General features: G+C 39.6%; 22 protein-coding genes and 1 riboswitch. Of the genes, 13 read left to right on the plus strand and 9 right to left on the minus strand.

The annotated features are described in order from the left end of the window. Positions 1-66 precede the first annotated feature (66 nt). Positions 67-1,644, minus strand: coding sequence for an L-serine ammonia-lyase, iron-sulfur-dependent, subunit alpha (sdaAA, locus tag CSV68_RS17525; protein ID WP_099635269.1), 1,578 nt, complete (start codon positions 1,642-1,644; stop codon positions 67-69). 182 nt (positions 1,645-1,826) lie between these two features. Then, entirely contained in the window at positions 1,827-2,882 is a 1,056-nt protein-coding gene (locus CSV68_RS09525) for a M42 family metallopeptidase (RefSeq protein ID WP_099635270.1), read from the minus strand. A 177-nt stretch (positions 2,883-3,059) separates the two neighbouring features. Here CSV68_RS09525 and CSV68_RS09530 point away from each other — a divergent pair, with 177 nt between their 5' ends. After that, positions 3,060-3,545, plus strand: coding sequence for an STAS domain-containing protein (locus CSV68_RS09530; protein ID WP_099635271.1), 486 nt, complete (start codon positions 3,060-3,062; stop codon positions 3,543-3,545). Positions 3,546-3,605: 60 nt separating this feature from the next. Here CSV68_RS09530 and CSV68_RS09535 read toward each other — a convergent pair whose 3' ends face one another. After that, on the minus strand, positions 3,606-4,037 hold the full coding sequence (locus tag CSV68_RS09535; RefSeq protein ID WP_099635272.1) for a universal stress protein: 432 nt from the start codon (positions 4,035-4,037) through the stop codon (positions 3,606-3,608). 318 nt (positions 4,038-4,355) lie between these two features. On the opposite strand from CSV68_RS09535, the gene CSV68_RS09540 reads away from it, so the two are divergent. Continuing rightward, positions 4,356-4,922: a DUF4256 domain-containing protein gene (locus CSV68_RS09540; RefSeq protein WP_099635273.1), complete on the plus strand. Its 567-nt coding sequence runs from the start codon at positions 4,356-4,358 to the stop codon at positions 4,920-4,922. Between the two features lie 109 nt (positions 4,923-5,031). Beyond that, a complete protein-coding gene (locus CSV68_RS09545; protein WP_158233051.1) occupies positions 5,032-5,667 on the plus strand; it encodes a GGDEF domain-containing protein in 636 nt (211 codons plus the stop codon). Between the two features lie 143 nt (positions 5,668-5,810). On the opposite strand, the gene CSV68_RS09550 is transcribed toward CSV68_RS09545, so the two are convergent. Then, a complete protein-coding gene (locus CSV68_RS09550) occupies positions 5,811-6,467 on the minus strand; it encodes a reverse transcriptase-like protein (protein WP_099635275.1) in 657 nt (218 codons plus the stop codon). Positions 6,468-6,559: 92 nt separating this feature from the next. Between CSV68_RS09550 and CSV68_RS09555 the strand changes: the two genes are divergently transcribed. Next, positions 6,560-7,663 carry a threonine synthase gene (locus CSV68_RS09555; RefSeq protein WP_099634313.1) on the plus strand — a complete coding sequence of 368 codons (1,104 nt, stop codon included), beginning with the start codon at positions 6,560-6,562 and terminating at the stop codon, positions 7,661-7,663. A 68-nt stretch (positions 7,664-7,731) separates the two neighbouring features. Here CSV68_RS09555 and CSV68_RS09560 read toward each other — a convergent pair whose 3' ends face one another. Next, positions 7,732-8,985 (minus strand): dicarboxylate/amino acid:cation symporter, encoded by a 1,254-nt coding sequence (locus CSV68_RS09560; protein ID WP_099634314.1) that lies wholly within the window; start codon positions 8,983-8,985, stop codon positions 7,732-7,734. A 474-nt stretch (positions 8,986-9,459) separates the two neighbouring features. On the opposite strand from CSV68_RS09560, the gene CSV68_RS09565 reads away from it, so the two are divergent. From CSV68_RS09565 to CSV68_RS09585, 5 genes are all read left to right on the plus strand, one after another. Beyond that, entirely contained in the window at positions 9,460-9,987 is a 528-nt protein-coding gene (locus tag CSV68_RS09565) for a TetR/AcrR family transcriptional regulator (protein ID WP_255407201.1), read from the plus strand. 296 nt (positions 9,988-10,283) lie between these two features. Continuing rightward, positions 10,284-10,835 carry a biotin transporter BioY gene (locus CSV68_RS09570; RefSeq protein WP_099634316.1) on the plus strand — a complete coding sequence of 184 codons (552 nt, stop codon included), beginning with the start codon at positions 10,284-10,286 and terminating at the stop codon, positions 10,833-10,835. 186 nt (positions 10,836-11,021) lie between these two features. After that, positions 11,022-11,435, plus strand: a complete 414-nt coding sequence (locus CSV68_RS09575; RefSeq protein ID WP_099662004.1) for a universal stress protein — start codon at positions 11,022-11,024, stop codon at positions 11,433-11,435. 267 nt (positions 11,436-11,702) lie between these two features. Beyond that, entirely contained in the window at positions 11,703-12,113 is a 411-nt protein-coding gene (locus tag CSV68_RS09580) for a universal stress protein (RefSeq protein WP_099634318.1), read from the plus strand. A 187-nt stretch (positions 12,114-12,300) separates the two neighbouring features. Further along, positions 12,301-12,735 (plus strand): DUF6526 family protein, encoded by a 435-nt coding sequence (locus CSV68_RS09585; protein ID WP_099662005.1) that lies wholly within the window; start codon positions 12,301-12,303, stop codon positions 12,733-12,735. A gap of 72 nt (positions 12,736-12,807) precedes the next feature. Here the strand turns inward: CSV68_RS09585 and CSV68_RS09590 are convergent, their stop codons facing one another. From CSV68_RS09590 to CSV68_RS09600, 3 genes are read right to left on the minus strand one after another with little or no spacing between them, the layout of a single operon-like run. Further along, complete coding sequence (locus tag CSV68_RS09590; protein WP_099662006.1) at positions 12,808-13,578, minus strand: energy-coupling factor transporter transmembrane component T family protein; 771 nt, start codon at positions 13,576-13,578, stop codon at positions 12,808-12,810. After that, complete coding sequence (locus tag CSV68_RS09595) at positions 13,556-15,022, minus strand: ABC transporter ATP-binding protein (RefSeq protein ID WP_099662007.1); 1,467 nt, start codon at positions 15,020-15,022, stop codon at positions 13,556-13,558. The genes CSV68_RS09590 and CSV68_RS09595 overlap by 23 nt, the downstream gene beginning before the upstream one ends. A 21-nt stretch (positions 15,023-15,043) precedes the next feature. Next, positions 15,044-15,613: an ECF transporter S component gene (locus CSV68_RS09600; protein WP_099662008.1), complete on the minus strand. Its 570-nt coding sequence runs from the start codon at positions 15,611-15,613 to the stop codon at positions 15,044-15,046. Between the two features lie 82 nt (positions 15,614-15,695). Further along, positions 15,696-15,807: riboswitch (TPP riboswitch) on the minus strand. A gap of 187 nt (positions 15,808-15,994) precedes the next feature. On the opposite strand from CSV68_RS09600, the gene CSV68_RS09605 reads away from it, so the two are divergent. Next, a complete protein-coding gene (locus CSV68_RS09605; protein WP_099634323.1) occupies positions 15,995-16,567 on the plus strand; it encodes an exonuclease domain-containing protein in 573 nt (190 codons plus the stop codon). A gap of 204 nt (positions 16,568-16,771) precedes the next feature. Beyond that, positions 16,772-18,280, plus strand: coding sequence for a multicopper oxidase family protein (locus CSV68_RS09610; RefSeq protein ID WP_099662009.1), 1,509 nt, complete (start codon positions 16,772-16,774; stop codon positions 18,278-18,280). Positions 18,281-18,500: 220 nt separating this feature from the next. Here the strand turns inward: CSV68_RS09610 and CSV68_RS09615 are convergent, their stop codons facing one another. Beyond that, positions 18,501-19,058 (minus strand): recombinase family protein, encoded by a 558-nt coding sequence (locus CSV68_RS09615; protein WP_099662010.1) that lies wholly within the window; start codon positions 19,056-19,058, stop codon positions 18,501-18,503. A gap of 105 nt (positions 19,059-19,163) precedes the next feature. On the opposite strand from CSV68_RS09615, the gene CSV68_RS09620 reads away from it, so the two are divergent. After that, on the plus strand, positions 19,164-20,573 hold the full coding sequence (locus tag CSV68_RS09620; protein WP_099662011.1) for a SulP family inorganic anion transporter: 1,410 nt from the start codon (positions 19,164-19,166) through the stop codon (positions 20,571-20,573). Between the two features lie 13 nt (positions 20,574-20,586). Beyond that, a complete protein-coding gene (locus CSV68_RS09625) occupies positions 20,587-21,000 on the plus strand; it encodes a universal stress protein (RefSeq protein ID WP_099662012.1) in 414 nt (137 codons plus the stop codon). Positions 21,001-21,023: the final 23 nt, after the last annotated feature.

Below are 21,023 nucleotides of genomic sequence, written 5' to 3' on the forward strand. Positions count from 1 at the left end.
TGCAAAAAATATACCAGGCGTGAAGACAATAGAAAGTGTCTTCACGTCTGGTATTTTACTGCAGAATTATTCTGTTTCTACCAATACAATATCATCAATAATAGGTACATCGCGTTTTAACTCTGCAAGCATTTCCTCGTCCACTGAGCCGTCGATTTCACAAATCGTAATAGCGGGGCCGTCAATTGCAAACCGTTCATTCGCCATACGGGCAATATTGATTCCTTTTCTCGAGAGAATACTTAAAAGGTCGGCGATGACTCCTTTTTGATCGGTATGGCGAATCAATAGTGCTGGACGTTCGCCTGAGAACTTTAATGGATAATCATCGAGTTCCTGTACTTCAATTTTACCTCCACCAAGTGAACTGGCGAGAACTTTTATTGTGTTGGTCAATCCTGTTAACTCCACAAGTACGGTGTTTGGATGATAGCTACCCAGCACGCGTTTCGTGAATTCATATTCCAAACCTGTTTCGTTCGCAAGTTCTTTAGCGTTCGGAATTCTTTCATCGGTTGTATTGTAACCCATGACACCAGCCAGAAGCGCTAAGTCGGTACCATGTCCTTGATAAGTAGTGGCGAAAGAACCCATTAATGAAAACTTCGCACGAATAGGTTGCTCATTCAAAAGCTGATGTGCAACATTCCCAATTCGAACAGCTCCAGCAGTGTGTGAGCTTGATGGACCAATCATGACAGGGCCGATGATTTCATAGGCGCTTTGATATTTAGCTGGTGCACCACTGCTTTTTGCTTTTTGCTCTTTGTCTTTACCAAATACTTGGGTTTTCAGTTTTTGACCCGTGGGCGTACCAGCAAGTCCACCGATTCCAGTTTCGCGCAGTGATTCTGGCATGTTCTGTCCTACTTCGTGCATAACGTGAATTACTTCGTCTGGAGGGATGATACTTACAACCCCTGCCATCGCCATATCTGCGGCAGCTTCAGCTGTGATAGCATGCAGTCCATTTCGAATGATACATGGAATTTCTACTAGACCTGCCACCGGATCACAAACTAGCCCCAATGAGTTTTTCAGTGCGATACCTATTGCGTGACCGACTTGGTCAGGTGTGCCGCCAGCTAGTTCTACCAATGTACCTGCCGCCATTGCGGTAGCAGAACCGACTTCCGCTTGGCATCCTCCCGCGGCTCCTGAAATAGAAGCGCGATTTGCGATGACCAACCCTAGCGCAGATGCTGTGAACATAGATAAAACAATTTGTTCGCGGGTGTACTTGCCCGTATCAAGCGCATGCACTAGAACAGCAGGTAAGATTCCTGCCGATCCCGCAGTAGGCGTTGCAACGATTCTTCCCATATTCGCATTTACTTCAGATACTGCCAGTGCGTTTGCTGCGGTATTAAGTGTAGAAGGATGAACAAATGAATTTCCCTTTTTCGCATAATCATATAAGCGCTGTCCATCGCCGCCCGTTAGTCCGGTGCGTGACATGACAGATGTAGTCGTTCCTTTGCGAACAGCTTCTTCCATTACCGTAAATTGTTCTGACATTTTCTTGATGATAGTGTCTCTCTGCATGCTTTTTTGCTTGATTTCAGATTGAATCATTAGCTCATAAATCGGCGTATGATCCTGTTCTGCATGCTCGATCAGTTGGTTTAAACTCGTGAATGCCATTTGTGATTGCTCCCTAAAGAAAACCGTTCCATATGAAAAAGTGGAACCGTTCTCGCTGTATTTGATATTCATTACTAATTTAATTGAAAGCGCTTTCTTACTATTATTTGTTATTTCATGTCAAATGTCAATCAATTGAAAAGATACTGAAGCTTCAAATGCCCAGTACCTTTAGTACATTTTTAATAGCGTTGAAGATCGGATAGTACATAATGATAGATCAATTGTAAAGTATTCTTTAAAGAATCCTCATGTGTACGTTCAAACGCATGGGAAGAGTCAATTCCCGGTCCAATCAAGCCATGGATGATGTCGTGTCCTGCCTTAATAGCGGCAGATGCATCAGATCCGTAATGTGGATACATATCGATTTTGTACCCGATGTTGTGTTGTTTTGCCAGCTCCACTAGGTGATTACGCAGTCCGTAATGGTACGGGCCACTAGAGTCTTTGGCGCAAATGGATACCGTGTATTCGTCTGTGGTCTGACCGTCACCCATGGCCCCCATATCGACTGCTACATACTCGACGGTTTCTTCAGTAATATTTGAGTTACCACCATAACCAATTTCTTCATTATTCGATATAAGGAAGTGTGTCGTGTAAGGCAATTCTATACTTTCGACTTGGATATGTTTAATGAGCTGCAACAGCATCGCGACACTTGCTTTGTCATCCAAGTGGCGGGACTTAATATAGCCGCTCTCAGTGACTTCCACGCGTGGCTCCAATGAGATGAAATCTCCTACCTCGATACCAAGTGCACGAATACCCTCTGCTGTATTCACTTTTGCATCGATACGAACTTCCATATTAACTTGATTGCGTTCTGCTGTACCAGCGTTTTTGTAAACGTGAACAGATGTCTGATGAAGCAAAATTGTTCCCGTAAAAGTCTCGCCCGAAGCTGTGTGGATCTTACAATATTCGCCTTCAATTGAATTGTAGTGGTAGCCACCGATTAAATCGAGCTTCAGACGACCGTTACTTTTCACTTCCTTGACCATCGCACCCAGTGTATCCACGTGAGCTGTCAACATTCGGTGCTCTTTGTCGTTTTTACCTGGTAGTGTAGCGATTAACCCACCTTTACGGTTGCGTTTTGTTTTTACATTATATTCTTGTAAGAAGGTTTCTACAAACGAAATCACTTGTTTCGTATATCCTGAAGGGCTTGGAATGGATACAAGTTGTTGAATAAGTTCTGCAGTCTCCTTTGTATCTGGTTGATAAGCCATATATTGAACCTCCTTTTATTGGACGTATATTAGTTTAGTCTATCGCGTTAGATGCATAGTTTCAACGATTTACAACGAACTGAATAAGTCCTATACGATCAACTTATGGTATAATTAATTAATGAAATTATATAAAAGCGAATATACAATATGACGAGCAAGGTAGGGGACTTCAATATGAATGAAGAAACAAATTCAGCACAAGAAATTTTAGAACTTAGAGAACAAATAATAAAGTATGAGAAGGTTATAGAGGATTTATCAGCGCCAATTATTCCTTCTATTGTACCGGAAACGATTTTAGTTCCGCTAACGGGCGCTCTTTCAGTAGGACGCTTTATACATATCCAAGAAAAAATAGTGCAAAGAATATCTGATAATAACATACTGACAGTAGTCTTTGATTTTACCGATATCAGTACGTTGGCAGTAGAAGAAAATATGGGATACGAACTATTGAGTGAAAAAATCAATGAATTAGTCAGTGTATTGCAATTGATGGGCACAGAAACAGTCTTCGTAGGATTTTCACCGGAGTTTGCTCAAAATTTAATTTTATCTAATGTATCGAACTTTAATCAAATTCGGGCATTTACGAATTTCCGTGAAGGTCTTCGCTATTTATTGGATCAAAAGGGAATGGAAATTGTATATAAAAAATAAAATAATGCCTGTGCAACAGCAGATTTTGTAGTCTACTGTTACACAGGCATTATTTTATTATCACATATTACGAACGACTAATACATCACATGAAGCAGTGAAAACAATTGCCTCAGAGACAGAACCTAGAAAATAATGTTCGGCATTTTTTAAACCCTGTGCGCCACAGACGATTAAGTCGGCTTCTAATTCATGGGAAAGTTCTTTGGAAATATTTACTTTCGGATCACCATGTTTGATATGTGTTTCCACATGGTCAATACCTTCTTCTTTGGCAATGGCTTTATAGCTATTGAGCAAATCCTCCATGAGCTGCTGTTGTCGTTCTAGATAGGATTCGTCATCTTCATCAATCGAAAAGATATCCATGATGTTGACAATATGCAAACGCGCATTTTCTTCTAGTTTTACCATCTCTATCGATTTATGCAAGGCAAGTTTTGCCTCACTTGAACCATCTACTGCGACTAGAATGTTCATGTATTCATTCATCTGTCAAATCCCCTCCCGAAAATCAGGATAGTTTCACCTAAATTCGATGTAACAACGATATCATAGTAATAATGTGCTTCTTAATCTACCTTAATTATACCATGTTTATACATATACTTTCCTAATTCACAGAAAAATCAAAAGGATATATGAAATTTTGTATTTACGTTGTATATTTACTTTACACCACATGCAGTATTACAATTTATTAAGTATGATAAGAAGAGAAAACGAGTCCTATCACTGGTATAAAATTTTATTGTGAACATACTAACATGTATTAACCAACGCGTAAGAATAAATTAGGAGGAATAAAACATGACAAATGTAAGTAAGAAGCTGTCAGCAGAGCAACAAGAAAAAATACTCGAAACACTCCAATCCCGTTTCGCTAGTCATATGGATCGCCACACAAATATGGACTGGTCTTCGTTACATGACAAGCTTATAGAGAACAAAGAAAAGCTATGGACCCTCAATGAAATGGAAGTTACGGGAGGTGAGCCTGACGTAGTAGATTATGACGAAACGACGGGTCAATACCTCTTTTTTGATTGTTCAGCAGAGAGTCCTGTGGGCCGTCGAAGTGTTTGCTATGATCAAGAAGCTTTGGAATCCAGAAAAAAGAACAAGCCGGAAAATAACGCCTTGGATATGGCCAATGAAATAGGTATTGAATTATTGACAGAAGAACAATACAGATGGCTTCAACAGTTTGGAGAGTTTGATAGAAAAACATCTAGCTGGGTGCAGACTCCGGAAGATATTAGGAAACGTGGCGGTGCTCTTTTTTGTGATCGTCGATACGATCAAGTATTTTTGTATCATAATGGAGCAGAGTCGTATTATGCTGCAAGGGGATTTCGAGGGTTACTCAGACTGTAAAATACTAGGGTAATATTATTTGTGTAATTTCAATTAACCATTTTCTTTTCTCGTCCATTTCATCTGTGATAAGATGGGAGAAAAGTGTAATTTGATATGGGGATATAGTATGGGGTATAGAGGCAGAGTAGTTGCTGTTTGTATTGTTATATTTTTCAATATCTTGCGTTATGGCTATTATCATATCTATTTAGGCTATCTGTTTGATAGGAGTTTCTTTGTTTTAACAGGGATATTCTTGCTTGTTGCCTGGATAGGTGGGAGGCAATACGACGTAGCCAAGTTTTACGCAGAGAAGGATCCGCTAACCAATGCGTATAACCGGCGTGCGATAGATAAAGTATTTAAGAAACGACTTTCCACATATAGAAGTCAAGTGAAGAAAATCGGCGTAGTATTGATAGATCTTGATGATTTCAAAGAAATAAATGATACATTCGGTCATCAAACAGGCGATGAATTATTACGATATGTTGCAGAGCTTATCACGAGCAGTGCGAAAAAAGAGGACTATGTCGTGCGATGGGGTGGCGATGAATTTGTGCATGTCATTCTCGATCTTAAAGAGGATACACTTTCAGACTATGTTCGAAATTTAAGAAGTAAATTATCTGATCTAGACATGGAATTAGTCGACACCGTCAGTGCTTCAATCGGAATGGCAGTTTATCCGGATGATGGTGAGACATTTGAGGCGCTTATTCAGAAGGCAGATGCATCCATGTATGAGATGAAAAAAGCATAAGAAGTTTCTAATCCTTGTTAATTCTGCCAAACAGACTTAGCGAGGATTTTTGAAACATATAAGTATCCCTATACACCAGACAAATCTAAACTTGATTGAGTGCCGGGCGTATATAGGATAAATAGTAACTACGCTTGAATTTTTTATGTTCTTTCAATGTTCGCTGTGATTTCCACACCCGTCAAAGCCTGCGTCGCTAGACGATCTGCTTCGCCGTTCATCTTGCGGGAAATTAGTTCATACTGCGGCTGGAATCCTAAAGACTCCATCTTTTCTTCCACTTTATTCGCCCAACTGTAAAGTTCTTCTTCAATAACTGGCCATTCTTCGCTTAAATGATTAATGACGACTCGTGAGTCACCCATAATCTCGATGGGTAAGTGATGCGCTCCTAGATTTTCCAGTTCTTGCAAGCACAGATGAAGTGCTGCATATTCCGCTTCGTTGTTAGAGGATAAGTGTGTAGCCATGGCATTTTTTCGGAGTCTATAGGATTTACCATTTTGATTATAATAGAGTACGCAACCGAGACCAGCCAACTTTGTGTCCCAGTCAAATCCTCCATCGAAATATACCGTGATATTATGTGGTTCTGTCTCGATTCCTTTTAGATAACTTTTTAATTCCTTAACAGTCCAGGAACTATCGAACTGATCTGTGAACAATATTTGCTTTGTACGACCTGTTTTTTCTAAGTCCTCAGCAATTTTTAGCGCTTGTTCTGCTGGTAATTCCTCAGACTTGAAAACGGTTTGTATTCCTTTTTTTGATTTATAGAGCCATTCAATTAAAACATTCAATGTCTTCCCTCCCATATATTCAGTTTATCCAATAAATATATATAAAAACCTATTTATAAGTAAATTATAACTGCATAAAGGAGATCACGAGTATGACACTATATAGCTGTTCGGAATGTAAGAATGTTTATCCTATTGAGGCAAGACGCTGGAAGTGTGAATGTGGCGGTCTGCTAGATTTAGTACAGCCGGAATCGGACACAACCTGTAGTAGTTGGACGAGTCAAAGATCTATTTGGAGATATGTTTCTTCAATGCTAGGTGGAGAATATCTAAGTGGTTGGCGTTCAATTACACTTGGGGAAGGTCAAACACCTTTACTACAATTAGATGAATTAGAGCCTAACACTTATATCAAGGTAGATTTTATGATGCCGACATTATCTTTTAAAGATCGAGGTGCAGCGGTACTTGTGACACTGGCAAAACGGTTGGGGGCCAAAAAAATGATTGCAGATAGCAGTGGTAACGCGGGAACAGCCATCGCTGCATACAGTGCCAGAGCAGGGATAGACTGTGATGTGTATGTGAGTGCGGATACATCGCCTAAAAAGATGGCGCAAATTGAAGCGCATGGCGCAAGTATTAAAACAGTGAGAGGAACTAGGGAAGATGTGGCGACCGCGGCTCAAACTGCAGTGGAAGAAGAGCAAGTGTATTATGCAAGCCATGTCTACAATCCATTTTTTTACGAAGGTACAAAGACGTATGCATTTGAAATCTATGAACAATTGGGAAAAGCACCTGACACCTTACTAATTCCAGTTGGAAATGGCACCTTATTATTAGGCGCCTACTATGGGTTTAGAGAGTTACTTGAAGCGAAGAAAATTGACCAAATGCCGAAGATCATCGCTATTCAAGCTGAGAATTGTGCACCACTTTCAAAAGCATTCGAAGGTCAAGATCTCAAAGGAAAGCGGATCGTGAATGAAGGAACTCTTGCGGAAGGTATTGCCATTGCTTCACCAGCCAGATCCAAACAAATACTTGAAGCCATCAAGGACACAAAAGGTTCGTTCATTACTGTTTCGGAAGATGAAATTATAGTAGCCCGTGCAATGCTTGCAGCAAAAGGGTTCTATGTAGAAATCACTTCAGCCGTTAATTATGCTGGATATATAAGGTATGCGAATTCTAAAAATGAAGTCATTGTCATTCCGCTGTGCGGAGCGGGAATCAAGTCTCCGACATGAAAAATCCTGCACGGAAAGCGGTCATGTTTAGTAAACACGATGGTTTTCCGTACAGGTATTATTGGGAATTATGCGATTTCCGTTTCTCCTTGAATTTCTTCAACATCTGGCTCGCCTAACACACCTTCTGATTTCGCAACGACAACGGCACATGCAGCGTCACCAGTAATGTTGACAGCTGTGCGCACCATATCAAGTAGGCGATCTACTCCGAGAACAAGTGCGATTCCTTCAACCGGCAGACCGACTGACGTTAGAACCATTGCTAGCATGATTAGGCCTGCGCCTGGTACAGCAGCTGTTCCAATACTAGCCAATACTGCAGTTAAAACAACAGTGAGTAACTGTGCCATAGTTAATTCGATACCATAAGCTTGTGCAATGAATATGACAGCTGCCCCTTGCATAATGGCTGTGCCGTCCATATTAATTGTAGCCCCAAGCGATTGAGTGAACGAACTGATAGATTCGGGTACTTTCAACTTCTCTTGAGCGGTTTTCATTGAAATCGGTAGTGTCGCGGCAGAACTTGCCGTACTGAATGCGACAACTTGGGCAGGAAAGAAGTTCTTAAAGAACCAAATGGGACTCCTCTTGCCAATGAATGCGACCGATCCACCATAGACAACAATCGTATGGATTAGAAGGGCTCCGAGAACGACTCCCATATACATTCCCATTACCTTCAGAGCATCCATACCTTGACTTCCTACAGCGGATGCGATTAAACCGAATGCCCCGTATGGTGCGAACTTCATCACAAATGTAATTAGATACATAATGAGTTCATTCGCTTGTTCAAAGAACTCTTTCACTCTTTCAACTTTACTACCCATCATTGCCATTCCAAATCCAATTAATGCTGCAAAGAAGATAATCTGAAGCATATTACCTTCTGCCATCGCACTAATCGGGTTTGTGGGAATAATGCCTAATAACGTGTCTGCTACAGGTGGTGCTTCTTGTGCTTCATATGTGGCATTAGCTGTTTCGAAATTGCCACCTTCACCAGGCTTTAATAATAGACCAAGAGATATTGCGATAACCAAAGCAATAGCAGTTGTAATTAAGAAAAACCCGATTGTTTTGCCACCGATTCTCCCTAATTTCTTTGGATCACCAATTCCAACCGTTCCGAGGACGATTGAAATGAATACCACGGGCACAACTAGCATCTTCATTAGATTCAAGAAGATGGTACCGAGTGGTTTAAATAGAAATGCGTCAGCTTGTGTGAAAATACCAGGCGTGAAAATATTTAATACTAAACCAACAACTACCCCAGCAATAAGTGCAATAATAATATTTCTGGCCAACTTCATACAGTTCCCTCCTTAACATAATATATTCAACTATACGCATAAATATGAAAGCGCTTACTTGATATTATTCGATATATTTCGAAGAAAGTCAACATAATTAGGTATATGCTTGACGGATTATAAAATAGGTAAAGAGAAATAGAGAATAGTAGAGTAGTCGTTGTCGTTATTCCTAATTAAATAATTCGTAGGAGAAACGATTTTTTATGAGTAATAATTATAGCTAGTAATATGTTATGAACGGAATGATAATAGTTAATACCTTAAACATTTCAAACTGCATAATTAGAGGCTGAGCAAATAGATTAATTGCTTTTAAAATTCAATGTATTGTTTGGTTTTTTGTGAATCTCACTGTACAATTAACGTATCTATTGATATTTTTTTATATTATGATTGGAAGTGTTTTAACTGAAGAAAAGAGGACGGCAAGTAGGAGCAGATGGCGAAAAAAGTCGTAAATTACTTTTAGAAATTTCGGCAATGCAATTTGCTCTACATGGTTTTCATAAAACCAAAATTAGTGAAATCGTGAAAGAGGCAAATGTTACACAGCCAACATTCTACTTATATTTTAAAAGCAAAGAAGCTGTATTCCAGGAATTAGTCGATGTATTTAAAGAAAAACTATATCATCATGTAGCACAAAGTAAACTTCCTGCAGATGTGGCAGAAGAAGGAGTATCCGAGCGAATCGCTTATGGATTACGGGCTGTTTTTGAACTCTTCCAGCAAAATGAAGAAGTTGCCCGGATTGGTTTCGTCGTTTCGGAAGAAGCAACTACTATTAAAGCGCAAATGACTGCACAAATAGAAAATAATCTTACGGAAGAAGCAAGACTTGGTTACTTTCATACTACTGTAAATTTCGGTGTGGTCGCTGCAGCCCTAGTTGGAGCGATTGAATACCTAGCGATTACTAAACTTTGGCCAGGCTCTCATACACCAGATGAACTGGCTGAAGAGATCACACACTTATTTTTACATGGGTTGAAAAAATAACTGGTGAATTGGAGGATAAGCTCTCTTGTAGAGTTAATGCATTTTGATCTTTCGAAGACCTTCAAAATATGTTGTAGCCTATACTGAATTAGGGTTTCTACGGATGTTGAAGTAAATTCACAAATATACTATACGATAGTAGACTTCTACCGGAGTAATAACTAAATAGCTACTGTATTTTTAATGTACTCTTTGAGTAAACAAACTATCACATAGGATTGACACAACTATTTATATACTATAAAATCAATGTCAACACTACTTGGATAATGGTTTACTCAAAGGGGATTAAAGAAATGATGGACTCGAGAAATAAATTAAAAATGATGATTGTAACCGCGTTATTCGCGGCCATTATCGGCATTATGGCACAGCTAACAATTCCACTTCCACTAGTTCCGATCACAGGACAAACACTTGCAGTCGGTTTAGCGGCAACTATTTTAGGTTCACGTTATGGAACGATCTCTGTATTAGTATATTTAGCGATGGGAGCGGTAGGAATGCCAGTATTCTCAGGTATGTCTTCGGGATTAGGTGTAATCTTTGGACCGACTGGCGGATTTTTGATTGGCTTTATTCCAACCGCATTTATTACGGGTTATTATATGGAGCGGACAAGTTTCAAACTACCCAATGCGATTATCGCCAATATACTTGGAATGTTCGTTGCGTTAGCGTTTGGTACAGTATGGCTAAAGTTTATCGCGGAACTTTCTTGGACAGCTGCTATCATGGCAGGCTTTGTTCCGTTCTTAATCGGGGGATTCATCAAAGCTTTTCTTGCAGCATGGGCTGGAATTATGGTTCGAGGCAGATTGCTCGCCAACCGCTTATTGCTCGCATAATTTAATTTTAAATCATGTAAAAACGTTAATTCATATACTATGAGTTAACGTTTTTTAGTAGATGGGTTAGTTCTTTGTGTTTTCATATTAGTCGGATAAGAAGAGCAGTTGGAACACTGAATACTCTAGCGTTCTGATATATACTACTAATAATAAGTATTTTAAATACTGGGAGGGGCTGTTAGTATGAAAATTGCTGTAGCTATAGATGGTTCAGAACATGCTTTTCGTGCAGCGAAATATGCGCTGACGCTTTTAGGGAATAGACAAGACGCAGAGCTTGAAGTGATTTCTGTAACCGACTATAACAAAGTGGAGGATGAACAACACCTGTTGCAAAACCTTAAAAGTTTATCGTTGTATCAAGATCGAATTGTAAGACCAGTAGTCGAGTTGGCGGGAAAAGCGGGAGTTAAAACCACTATCACGCTGTTGCGAGGGAATCCAGATCAAGAAATCATTAAGCATCTGCAAACGGACGATGTTGAACACTTGGTACTTGGTAGCCGTGGAATGAACATGATGCAAGAATTGGCGCTCGGTAGTGTAAGTCGCAGTGTTATGGAGCAAGCAAATTGTCCAGTAACCATCGTCAAATAAATGAAGTCGCCATATAGTCTGGTGTACTAGGCTTTTATGGCGATTTTAATTTAAATAGGATTTACTGTTTTATAAGAAGCAGATAGTTGGATTTTCGTTAAGTACTTGGTAGAATGGTTTTGGATTGTTAGAATAGCTACTTAGTATTGGACTACATGATCCGTGAAGAGGGTATAGAACTTGAGAATGGAATGTTATGTTGGTGACAGAAGCTGAAAGAAAATCTCAATTATAAAATTGAAGAAAGTAGTTTTAGGAGGTTTTATCATGAAGATTGCTGTGGCGGTAGATGGCTCAGATAATTCATTACGGGCAACAGATTATGCGATTATGTTAATGCAACAATTTTCTGGGGCGAAACTGGAATTGATCCATGTAATCGACTTCAATAAAGAAGATGAGCGATTATTAAAACAAAGTCCTAATAGTCTTGATAAGTATCAAAAGAAAAAGTTGCAATCTGCATTGAAGTTAGTAAAGGATAAAGGAATAGTAGCAGAAGTTACAGTTCTTCAAGGAAATCCGCATCAGCAAATCATTAAGCATGTAAACACTAATGAAATTGATCATCTCATTCTTAGTAGTCGTGGTTTAAGATTACTTAAAAATTTAGTCATGGGTAGCGTCAGTCAAAAAGTAATCAAACATGTGAACAGCTCTGTCACGATAATTAAATAAATACTATAAAACAAAACTGCCATAGCGTATCGTTAAGATAGCTATGGCAGTTTTTTGAGTCAGGTTAACATAGCAGGAAGGCTCCGTGACTCATATTGAAACGGTTGTCCTAATGAAAAGCAATTACGCACACATCTTGCACTAAATAAGATATAATACCCCTATCGGTATATAAGGGGTGACAAGAATGAAAGAACAATCGTATGAAAATCATACACGTGTAACGCCATTGCAACACTATATTTGGTTGCCTTTAAGCTTTGTATTGCTTTTGACAACAGCAATCTATGGAATTTATCAATTTGTAAAATACGGTTTCTCAATACAGATTCTGCTATTATTTGCTGTTACCGTTCTCGCTATTATTCCAGGAATGCTCGCACGTATTTATGCATTGTCTTTGCAAGATCGATTAATCGTCACAGAAGAACAGCTTCGTTACTTTATGCTGACAGGTAACCGTTTAGCTACAAAATTGACGAAGTCACAATTGATTGCATTGCGATTTGCTTCAGATGAAGAGCTCGTGGAGCTTGCGGATCGAGCAGTAGTTGAAGGGCTGTCACCTGATGAAATAAAGAAATCCGTGAAGTCATGGAGAGCAGATCATCAGCGGGTGTAATGAAAAAGAGAGCACAAGATCTGAACTAGATCTGTGCTCTCTCTTTATATGGTCACATACTTTATGTGTTGATTATCGGTAAACTGATAGTAAAAAAGCTGAACATAAACAACTTATCATGACAAGTAAAAACACCCTATCTATTGTATTATACCGTGTAGGATAATAATACGTCCTCGCAGCCCCCATCTGATATTGCTTCGCTTCCATCGCAACTGCAATGCGTTGTGCGCGACGTATACTTTGGGCAAATAGAGGAACGGTATAGGATTGCAAACGTTCATACAACCCTTTAACCCCTTTTGAAAACTGGATATTCCGTACTTTCAACGCGTTCCTGCGAATTTGTAGTTCCTCAGTTACAGCGGGAATTAAACGAAAAGCTGCAATGAAACTATACGCATATTTGGACGGCAGACGAAACTGCTGCATCATCGCATAAAAGAATAGTACGGGTTGGATTGTTAAGATAAACGTAAAGCCGACGAAGCCGAATGAAAGGGACTTACTTCCAAGCAAAAGCGCATGTTGAATGCTTTCTTCGGAAATCTTGAATAATCCCCATTGCCATAATACTGCTTCACCCTTACCGAACAACAACATTGTCAACCCAGTGGACAGGAAAGAAATGACTAACGGAATTGAGAGTAATGAAAGTTTCTTCAGTGAATAGCCGCTAAATACATAAAACAATATTCCGTATAAAACTGCTTGTGAGATAGCAAAAGGCAAACTTTGATTCACGAGCGTAATAATCAAGAACGCAAAAAACACAATGAATTTTAGCGCGGGATTGACCCGAAATAACCAGGTTTTGCGTTTAGGTGTGAACCAATTGAACATTCTTCGCACCTCCTGCCACATTAGCCGTATGTAGTACGCCGTCCACTACAGTCCAAATAGCTGTGGCAAAGTTCACTACAATTTCCGAATCATGCGTAACCATCAAAATGGTCATGCCTTCGGTGCGCAGTTGTTCTAACTTCTCGAGAATGGCGAAAGTGTTTCGTGCATCCTGTCCGAAAGTAGGCTCATCAAGTAACAAGATATCCGTATGAGGGGTAAGAGCAGTTGCTACACTCAAACGCCGCTTTTGACCCGTCGATAGCTGATAAGGGTGACGTGAAACAGAATATGGTAAGTTAAATGAGCGTATGAGTTCCTTCGCATAATGTTCGGCATCTGCTTTTGGCATACCGTGCAAAGATACGGTTAACTCTTCCGTAATAGAGTTCGTCACAAATTGCAGCTCGGGGTTTTGAAAGACGAGCGATAGACCTTTAGGAAGTTGTCGTTTCTTCTTTTTCCATATAATTGGCACGCCGTTTACTTCATAGACACCGTTAGTCCGAAGTAGTTGCATGAGAGATAGAAGCAATGTGCTTTTACCAGAACCATTTTCTCCAACAATCGTAATCCAGTCACCAGCCTGTACGGTCGCCTGTTTGACAGAAATCTTCTCCGCTTGACCACGATAGCCGTGAAAATCTTGAATCTGAATTTTCTCTTGAGATGCAACTGCTTGACGATTTTTCGTCATCGATTGAAATGCTTTGGACGTTTTATATTCTTCCCAAACACCCGGATACCAAATGCCATAGCGTTTCAGTTCTTGCTGGAAGTTTGCGAAGATCTCTGCAGGCGACCCATCTGCTATCATAACCCCATGATCATTAAACAGCACCACGCGATCAACCCAGTCAGCAATCAAATCAATTTTATGTTCTACAATAATCACGGTTTTATCAGCGGTCGCTTCTTTAATAGAAGTCCAAATCTGTTGCGTGCCTTCCGGATCTAGTAAGGCAGATGGTTCATCCAAAAATAGCACGTCAGGTTCCAGCAGTAAAACAGAAGCCAATGCTAAACGCTGCTTCATACCTTGAGACATTTCATTGATAGGCGTATGAGGGTCTTTTACATGTAAGTCTACACGTTTCAATACCTCTTCAATACGAAGAGTCATTTCTTCACGTGGGACTTGAAGATTCTCCAAAACGAATGCGAGTTCTTCATCGACATAGGTCATACAGAACTGTGTATCCGGGTCTTGGAAAACGAATCCCCACGAGTCAGGCAACTGAATGTCTTTTACTTTCATTGGCAGTTCGATAGAGTTTGGTATAATGCCGCTTAATACTTGGAGTAAAGTAGATTTCCCCGAACCACTAGGGCCGAGCATGAGAACTTTTTCACCAGGCCGAACAGAGAAGGAGAGGTCTTTAAAGAGCAAACCATCTTCTCCTGGAAACTTTAATCGTAAATCGGTAACGCTGATGTTATTCATAGTAGGATCATTCCTCCGCGTTTACTGATCAAGCAACGTATATTCTTTCTTATCAACAGGTCGAATTAACGATGTCACGCCTGTAGCTTCTAGCGCTCTTACAATATATACAGCGAAAATACCTGTGAAGATGAACGCGCTAATAGCACGTAGTCCGTATTTCACAATGAGTGCCCATGTTTCGAGTGCTGCATATCCATAAATTAAATCGAGTCCGAAACTTGCAAGACATGAAGCGATACCTGCTAACCCAGCGATCATAATGGAATAGCGTTTATAACGGAATGCAGCAAACAGTAATTCAGCAGCAAGTCCCTGTGCAAATCCATACATCAATACTTCAATACCATGACCAGCAAACGCAGACAATGAAGCTCCTGCTATACTTGCGATGAATGCAGTACCTGGCTTTCGCAATAATAAAAAGGCAAATGGCCCTACCATAAACCACATACCGTAAAGCAGTTGACGCGCAACAGGCATGATCGGTTTGACGACCGTATATAAATCATCCCAAAACTTCATTAACACTCCAAACACCACACCGATCATGATAGTGATCAATAAATCGGTAAACTTTAACTTCTTCATACTCTTCCACTCCCTCTTATTTTTTCATACAAAAAAGCCGTCTGAAGAGCAGACGGCCGAGGAAGGAAAGAGATTCCTGTATAATTCCATCGATCACGCTCTCTACGCTGGCATTACCCAGATCAGATTAACGGTCAGCAGTGGATTAACCTGCTATCTCAGCCTGATTCTCTCAAGCACCCGTACGGACAATTATGTAAGCAATCCTAGTATACAACACGTTGAATTGTGTGGCAACTTATGAAATTACTACACGTTTACTAAATTGGCAGCAGTTTAAATTGAACATATAGTATTGAAATCCTGATATACTAAAAGGATAGAGATGATTATAATTAAATTCAAAATACAATGTAAATAGAGTGTAAAAGGAGTTTGTACATGACAAAACTTATCGCGTTTATTGACGTGGAGACGACAGGTATGAGTGCCGAGGCGAGTGAAGTAATCGAGTTAGGCGTGATGCTTGGTGAGTACGATAATAATCGTATTGTTCGGGTGGCTGATGAGTATTGCGAGTTCCAAGAACCGTTCTATTCGATCTCTTCGACCATTACGAATCTCACGGGCATTACCGATCAAATGGTAAGAGGGAAGTCGCTGGATATGGATAGAATCCTGAAAATACTAGATCAAGCAGATGGTATAGTAGCACATAACGCATCATTTGATAGGGGATTCGTCAGTCGACTATTGCCTGAAACGCTCGACATGGATTGGTATTGCTCCGTCCGACAAATCAAATGGAAAAATTACGGCTTTGAGAATGGTAAACTGCAACAATTGCTGAGAGCGCACCGAATTCAAGTGCATAATGCTCACAGAGCGCTAGACGATGCAAAGAATCTTGCGGTATTGTTGAACTCGTCCAATCCTCATCTGGCGGATGATACATTCATCTCCTATTTGATCAATAAAGCGCCGATGAAGAAACCAGCTAAAACAAGATTTTAATAGTGGTGAAAGATGTCCGGGAAGTACTTCCTTGGCATCTTTTTTTATTGATGACTAGTTTTCACAATCACTTCAGTAGCCTTTAGGCATTTTTCTATAAAAAATGGCAGAAGCAAATCAATTATAATGCGTCACTCGTGCATAGTTTTTCCATATGTTATTGCTATACTAATCTTGAAATCAATAGACAAAGGGGATTTATAAATGAGTAAAAAAATTCAAACCGTTATGTTTATAATGAGCGCATTATTAATCAGTGGTTGTAGTGACGATGCGCAATCGAATGATCAGAACAATCGACACATGATGAATCAAAATAGTAACGAAGGAAATCATCACATGACGGATGACTCTACAATGGGAAACGGACATATGAGCCATGACAATGTAGTAAGTTTAAAAGACTCGACAGGTGAAAATGAATTAAATATCCCACCATTGCTAACTAGTGATGCGACAGATCGAACTGAATATACTATCAAAGCGCAAACAGGTAAGGTAGAAATATTTGATGGAGTTACTACAGAAACATTGGGTTATAATGGTGACCTATTAGGGCCAGTTCTTCAGTTTAAAAAAGGTGAAACGGTAAAAATCCACACAATAAATGAATTAGATGAAGAAACAACATTTCATTGGCATGGTTTAGAAGTTTCTGGTGAAGCAGATGGTGGACCGCATAAAACACTTAAACCAGGTGAAAAAGAACTAATAGAATTTGAAGTGACACAAGAGGCAGCTACGTTATGGTTTCATCCACACCCAGAGGGCAAGACATCCGAACAAGTATACAAAGGACTTGCAGGGTTGATATATATTGAGGATTCTAATTCAGCGAAATTAGAAATTCCTAAAGAATACGGAAAAAATGATATACCTTTAGTTTTCCAAGATCGAGTTTTCGATGAGCAAGGTCAATTAGATTATAAATCGGTCATGAACGAAGATGGGACGATAGGGGATACATTATTGGTCAATGGTACGGTAAATCCTGTATTAACAGTAGGTAAGGAACAAGTGCGTCTTCGATTACTAAATGGATCAAACGCGAGGAATTTCACTTTCAAATTGAATACAGGTGAATCATTTGTTCAAATCGCGACAGATGGCGGTTTCTTGAATAAACCCGTCAAATTGAATGAAGTAACTTTGACGCCATCCGAGCGGGCAGAGATAATTATTGATTTCTCACAACTTAAGTCTACAGATAGTCTGTCTTTAATGAATGAAGATGGCTCCATCCTTTTACCGTTTGATGTATTGGATCAAGAAGTAGAAGATACACAAACAACAGAGCGACTAAATGATTTTGCCGTAACGGACGAAGAAAAAAACATGCCGGTAACGAAGAATATAGAGCTTTTCGGGATGATGGAACATGTTGAAATAAACGGAAAGAAATTCGATCCAAACAGAATAGATTTTACTCAAAAGCAAGGCGTGACAGAAGTATGGGAGATCTATAATAAGAAAGATATGATGGGTGGTATGATTCACCCATTCCATATTCATGGCGCACAGTTTAAAATTCTTTCAAGAGATGGAGTAGAACCTCAAGAGAATGAACGAGGATGGAAGGATAGTATTGCTGTTCATCCTGGAGAAAAAGTGAAAATCGCCATCCAGTTTAAGCATAAAGGTGTGTATATGTTCCATTGTCATATTTTAGAGCATGAAGACAACGGAATGATGGGACAAATAGAAGTGAAATAAAATAATTGGGGAGATAGCCAGTGAAATGTTCATTTCACTGGCTATCTTAAGTTTTTTATGAAATAGCGCAAGTGCAAATTGAGTTCATCAGAAGGGAATTCTAATAAGGAAAACTATGGCAATGAATTGATTATACAAAACCATTTTAATGCTTGATACTACTGCTATCTGAGCAAATGATACTAAAACTATAGATAAAGAAAATTAACCAGATGGAAAACTACTGCTTATCATACGGAGCTGCTCTCTCATCCAAATAGCGATAGAGTGTGGATTTACTAATACCTGTTTCTTCTTTGATATCAAATAAAGTGAAATTTTTACTATCATACATTTCAAATGCGCGTTGTAAGTTATCATCAGACTTTCGTGGACGTCCAATTGCTTTACCTTGTTGTTTCGCAACTTGTAAGGAAAATGTAGAGGAATGACTGAGAAAAGTGGTTTGCAGTTTTGCGAAAAACTCTACGTTTTGAAGCAATGTGGTAGATTGCATAGTATGATTAGTTAGCCGTTCGTCCACAAAATAAATAATGAGTTGATCGCGTTCTGCTAAGCGTAAAATATCCCAGAGCTGTTGAAGCGAGTCAGCTAGCACTTCAATGTTTTGTACGTACAATGTGTCTCCTCTTTGGACATCCATTAGTAGACGTTCAAGCTCCACTCTTTTTTTAGCTAGTCCGTGAGACTCTATATAAACCATGTCTGTGGCAAGATCCGCTAACTGCTCAGTAGCTTGCTGATCACCTACAATTGGACGGATATATCCATATTTCATTTTTTACTCCTTACTTCCCAAAACTATTCACTTATGGGACTGAAAATGATATGCTGTTTACATTCTACCATGGATGAACTTTTTACATCACGAGAGGGGAACAATATGCAAACTTTACAACAGCAATGGTTTGGTAATGTGCGTGCTGATATATTGGCAGGTATAGTCGTCGGACTAGCGCTCATACCAGAAGCATTGGCTTTTGCGTTTATCGTTGGGGTCGATCCGCGTGTAGCGCTATATGCATCATTTACTATTGCCGTTATTACTGCATTCGTTGGAGGCCGTCCTGGATTGATATCGGCTGCTACAGGTGCAATGGCGCTAGTGCTTGTTAGTTTAATGGCGGATCATGGCCTAGAGTACGTACTGGCAGCGACTATCTTAACGGGTATTATTCAATTAATTTTAGGTTCACTAGGAGTAGCGAATTTAATGCGCTTCATACCGAATTCGGTCATGCTAGGATTCGTAAATGCATTAGGAATTATGATCTTTATTACACAGCTACCTTATCTAGTCGGTTCGGGTACGATGACGTATGTATTTGCGATCGCTACATTGATTTTGGTGTATGCGGTGCCGCGATTCTTTACAGCAATACCTGCTCCACTTATTGCTATTGTTGTCATGACGGCTATTGCGTTGTTTAGCGGGGTGAAACTGCAGTCAATCGGTGATTTAGGGACGATGCCGAGTTCATTGCCAACATTCTTTTTCCCTGATATCCCATTGAACTTTGAAACACTGAAAATTATTCTGCCGTATTCATTGGCGCTGTCGATTGTTGGGTTACTCGAGTCGTTGCTGACTTCGCAAGTGCTCGATGATATGACGGACACACCGAGTAATAAAAACCGTGAAGCACGCGGACAAGGTATTGCCAATTTCATCACTGGATTTTTCGGTGGAATGGCAGGTTGTGCGTTAATAGGACAATCCGTTATCAATGTTAAATCAGGTGGTAGAGGTCGTCTATCTACATTGACTGCTGGAGCATTTTTAATGTTTTTGATTATTGTATTAGGGGACTTGGTCGTTAAAATTCCGATGCCTGTTCTTGCGGGTGTTATGGTTATGGTGGCGGCAACGACTTTCAACTGGGGATCGTTTAAATTTCTTCGATCTGCACCACGTTCAGAATCGATTGTTATGCTGATTACTGTAGTGATTATTTTATACACGCATAACTTAGCGATAGGCGTAGTGATTGGAGTTATCCTTAGTGCATTATTCTTCGTTGCGAAGATATCACGTGTCTCGGTAACGAATGAAGAGGGTATATATAAAATACAAGGTCCTTTATTTTTTGCTTCTACGACGAAGTTTATTCAGGCATTTGATGATATAAATGACAAACAAATTATCATTGATTTTGAAAATAGTCAGCTGTGGGATGAATCAGCAGTAGGTGCGATTTTAAAAGTGATCACTAAGCTCGAAAGTAAGGGGATTGCGGTCACGATTCGTGGGTTAAATTCTTCAAGTGAACAATTATATGAAAAATTATTGTAAGGGAGTGAACGATATGAAAATTGCTGTAGCAATTGATGGGTCTGAAAATGCGATGCGCGCCGCAAAACACGCGATTATGCTAGCAGAATACTTGCCAAAAGTTACGTTAGAGATTATTTATGTACAGGATCTTAGCAAGGCGAAAGATGAAAGACTGTTATCACAAAGTCCTGAAAGCCTAGCATTGAAACGCGAACAAAAAATGCATCCGATTTTAGCTATGGCAAAGGAATCGGCTGTGGATGCGAAAGTGATCATACTTAAAGGAAATCCTAGCCAGGAGATAATTAACTACGTAAATCAAAAGAAAATCGACAAACTAGTTATCGGTAGCCGTGGTTTAAATTCATTTCAGGAAATGGTTTTAGGTAGTGTCAGTCATAAAGTGATGAAACATGTAGACTGTCCAGTAACGGTGGTAAAATAAAAAGAGATTGTTCACGTATTGAA

This window comes from Sporosarcina sp. P29 (genome assembly GCF_002743265.1).
Classification (GTDB): domain Bacteria; phylum Bacillota; class Bacilli; order Bacillales_A; family Planococcaceae; genus Sporosarcina.

Excerpts from the sequence above, each read along its gene's own strand:
- sdaAA (WP_099635269.1), bottom strand. The coding sequence starts at position 1,644 with ATGGCATTCACGAGTTTAAACCAACTGATCGAGCATGCAGAACAGGAT.
- CSV68_RS09525 (WP_099635270.1), bottom strand. The coding sequence starts at position 2,882 with ATGGCTTATCAACCAGATACAAAGGAGACTGCAGAACTTATTCAACAA.
- CSV68_RS09530 (WP_099635271.1), top strand. The coding sequence starts at position 3,060 with ATGAATGAAGAAACAAATTCAGCACAAGAAATTTTAGAACTTAGAGAA.
- CSV68_RS09535 (WP_099635272.1), bottom strand. The coding sequence starts at position 4,037 with ATGAATGAATACATGAACATTCTAGTCGCAGTAGATGGTTCAAGTGAG.
- CSV68_RS09540 (WP_099635273.1), top strand. The coding sequence starts at position 4,356 with ATGACAAATGTAAGTAAGAAGCTGTCAGCAGAGCAACAAGAAAAAATA.
- CSV68_RS09545 (WP_158233051.1), top strand. The coding sequence starts at position 5,032 with ATGGGGTATAGAGGCAGAGTAGTTGCTGTTTGTATTGTTATATTTTTC.
- CSV68_RS09555 (WP_099634313.1), top strand. The coding sequence starts at position 6,560 with ATGACACTATATAGCTGTTCGGAATGTAAGAATGTTTATCCTATTGAG.
- CSV68_RS09560 (WP_099634314.1), bottom strand. The coding sequence starts at position 8,985 with ATGAAGTTGGCCAGAAATATTATTATTGCACTTATTGCTGGGGTAGTT.
- CSV68_RS09570 (WP_099634316.1), top strand. The coding sequence starts at position 10,284 with ATGATGGACTCGAGAAATAAATTAAAAATGATGATTGTAACCGCGTTA.
- CSV68_RS09575 (WP_099662004.1), top strand. The coding sequence starts at position 11,022 with ATGAAAATTGCTGTAGCTATAGATGGTTCAGAACATGCTTTTCGTGCA.
- CSV68_RS09580 (WP_099634318.1), top strand. The coding sequence starts at position 11,703 with ATGAAGATTGCTGTGGCGGTAGATGGCTCAGATAATTCATTACGGGCA.
- CSV68_RS09585 (WP_099662005.1), top strand. The coding sequence starts at position 12,301 with ATGAAAGAACAATCGTATGAAAATCATACACGTGTAACGCCATTGCAA.
- CSV68_RS09590 (WP_099662006.1), bottom strand. The coding sequence starts at position 13,578 with ATGTTCAATTGGTTCACACCTAAACGCAAAACCTGGTTATTTCGGGTC.
- CSV68_RS09595 (WP_099662007.1), bottom strand. The coding sequence starts at position 15,022 with ATGAATAACATCAGCGTTACCGATTTACGATTAAAGTTTCCAGGAGAA.
- CSV68_RS09600 (WP_099662008.1), bottom strand. The coding sequence starts at position 15,613 with ATGAAGAAGTTAAAGTTTACCGATTTATTGATCACTATCATGATCGGT.
- CSV68_RS09605 (WP_099634323.1), top strand. The coding sequence starts at position 15,995 with ATGACAAAACTTATCGCGTTTATTGACGTGGAGACGACAGGTATGAGT.
- CSV68_RS09610 (WP_099662009.1), top strand. The coding sequence starts at position 16,772 with ATGAGTAAAAAAATTCAAACCGTTATGTTTATAATGAGCGCATTATTA.
- CSV68_RS09615 (WP_099662010.1), bottom strand. The coding sequence starts at position 19,058 with ATGAAATATGGATATATCCGTCCAATTGTAGGTGATCAGCAAGCTACT.
- CSV68_RS09620 (WP_099662011.1), top strand. The coding sequence starts at position 19,164 with ATGCAAACTTTACAACAGCAATGGTTTGGTAATGTGCGTGCTGATATA.
- CSV68_RS09625 (WP_099662012.1), top strand. The coding sequence starts at position 20,587 with ATGAAAATTGCTGTAGCAATTGATGGGTCTGAAAATGCGATGCGCGCC.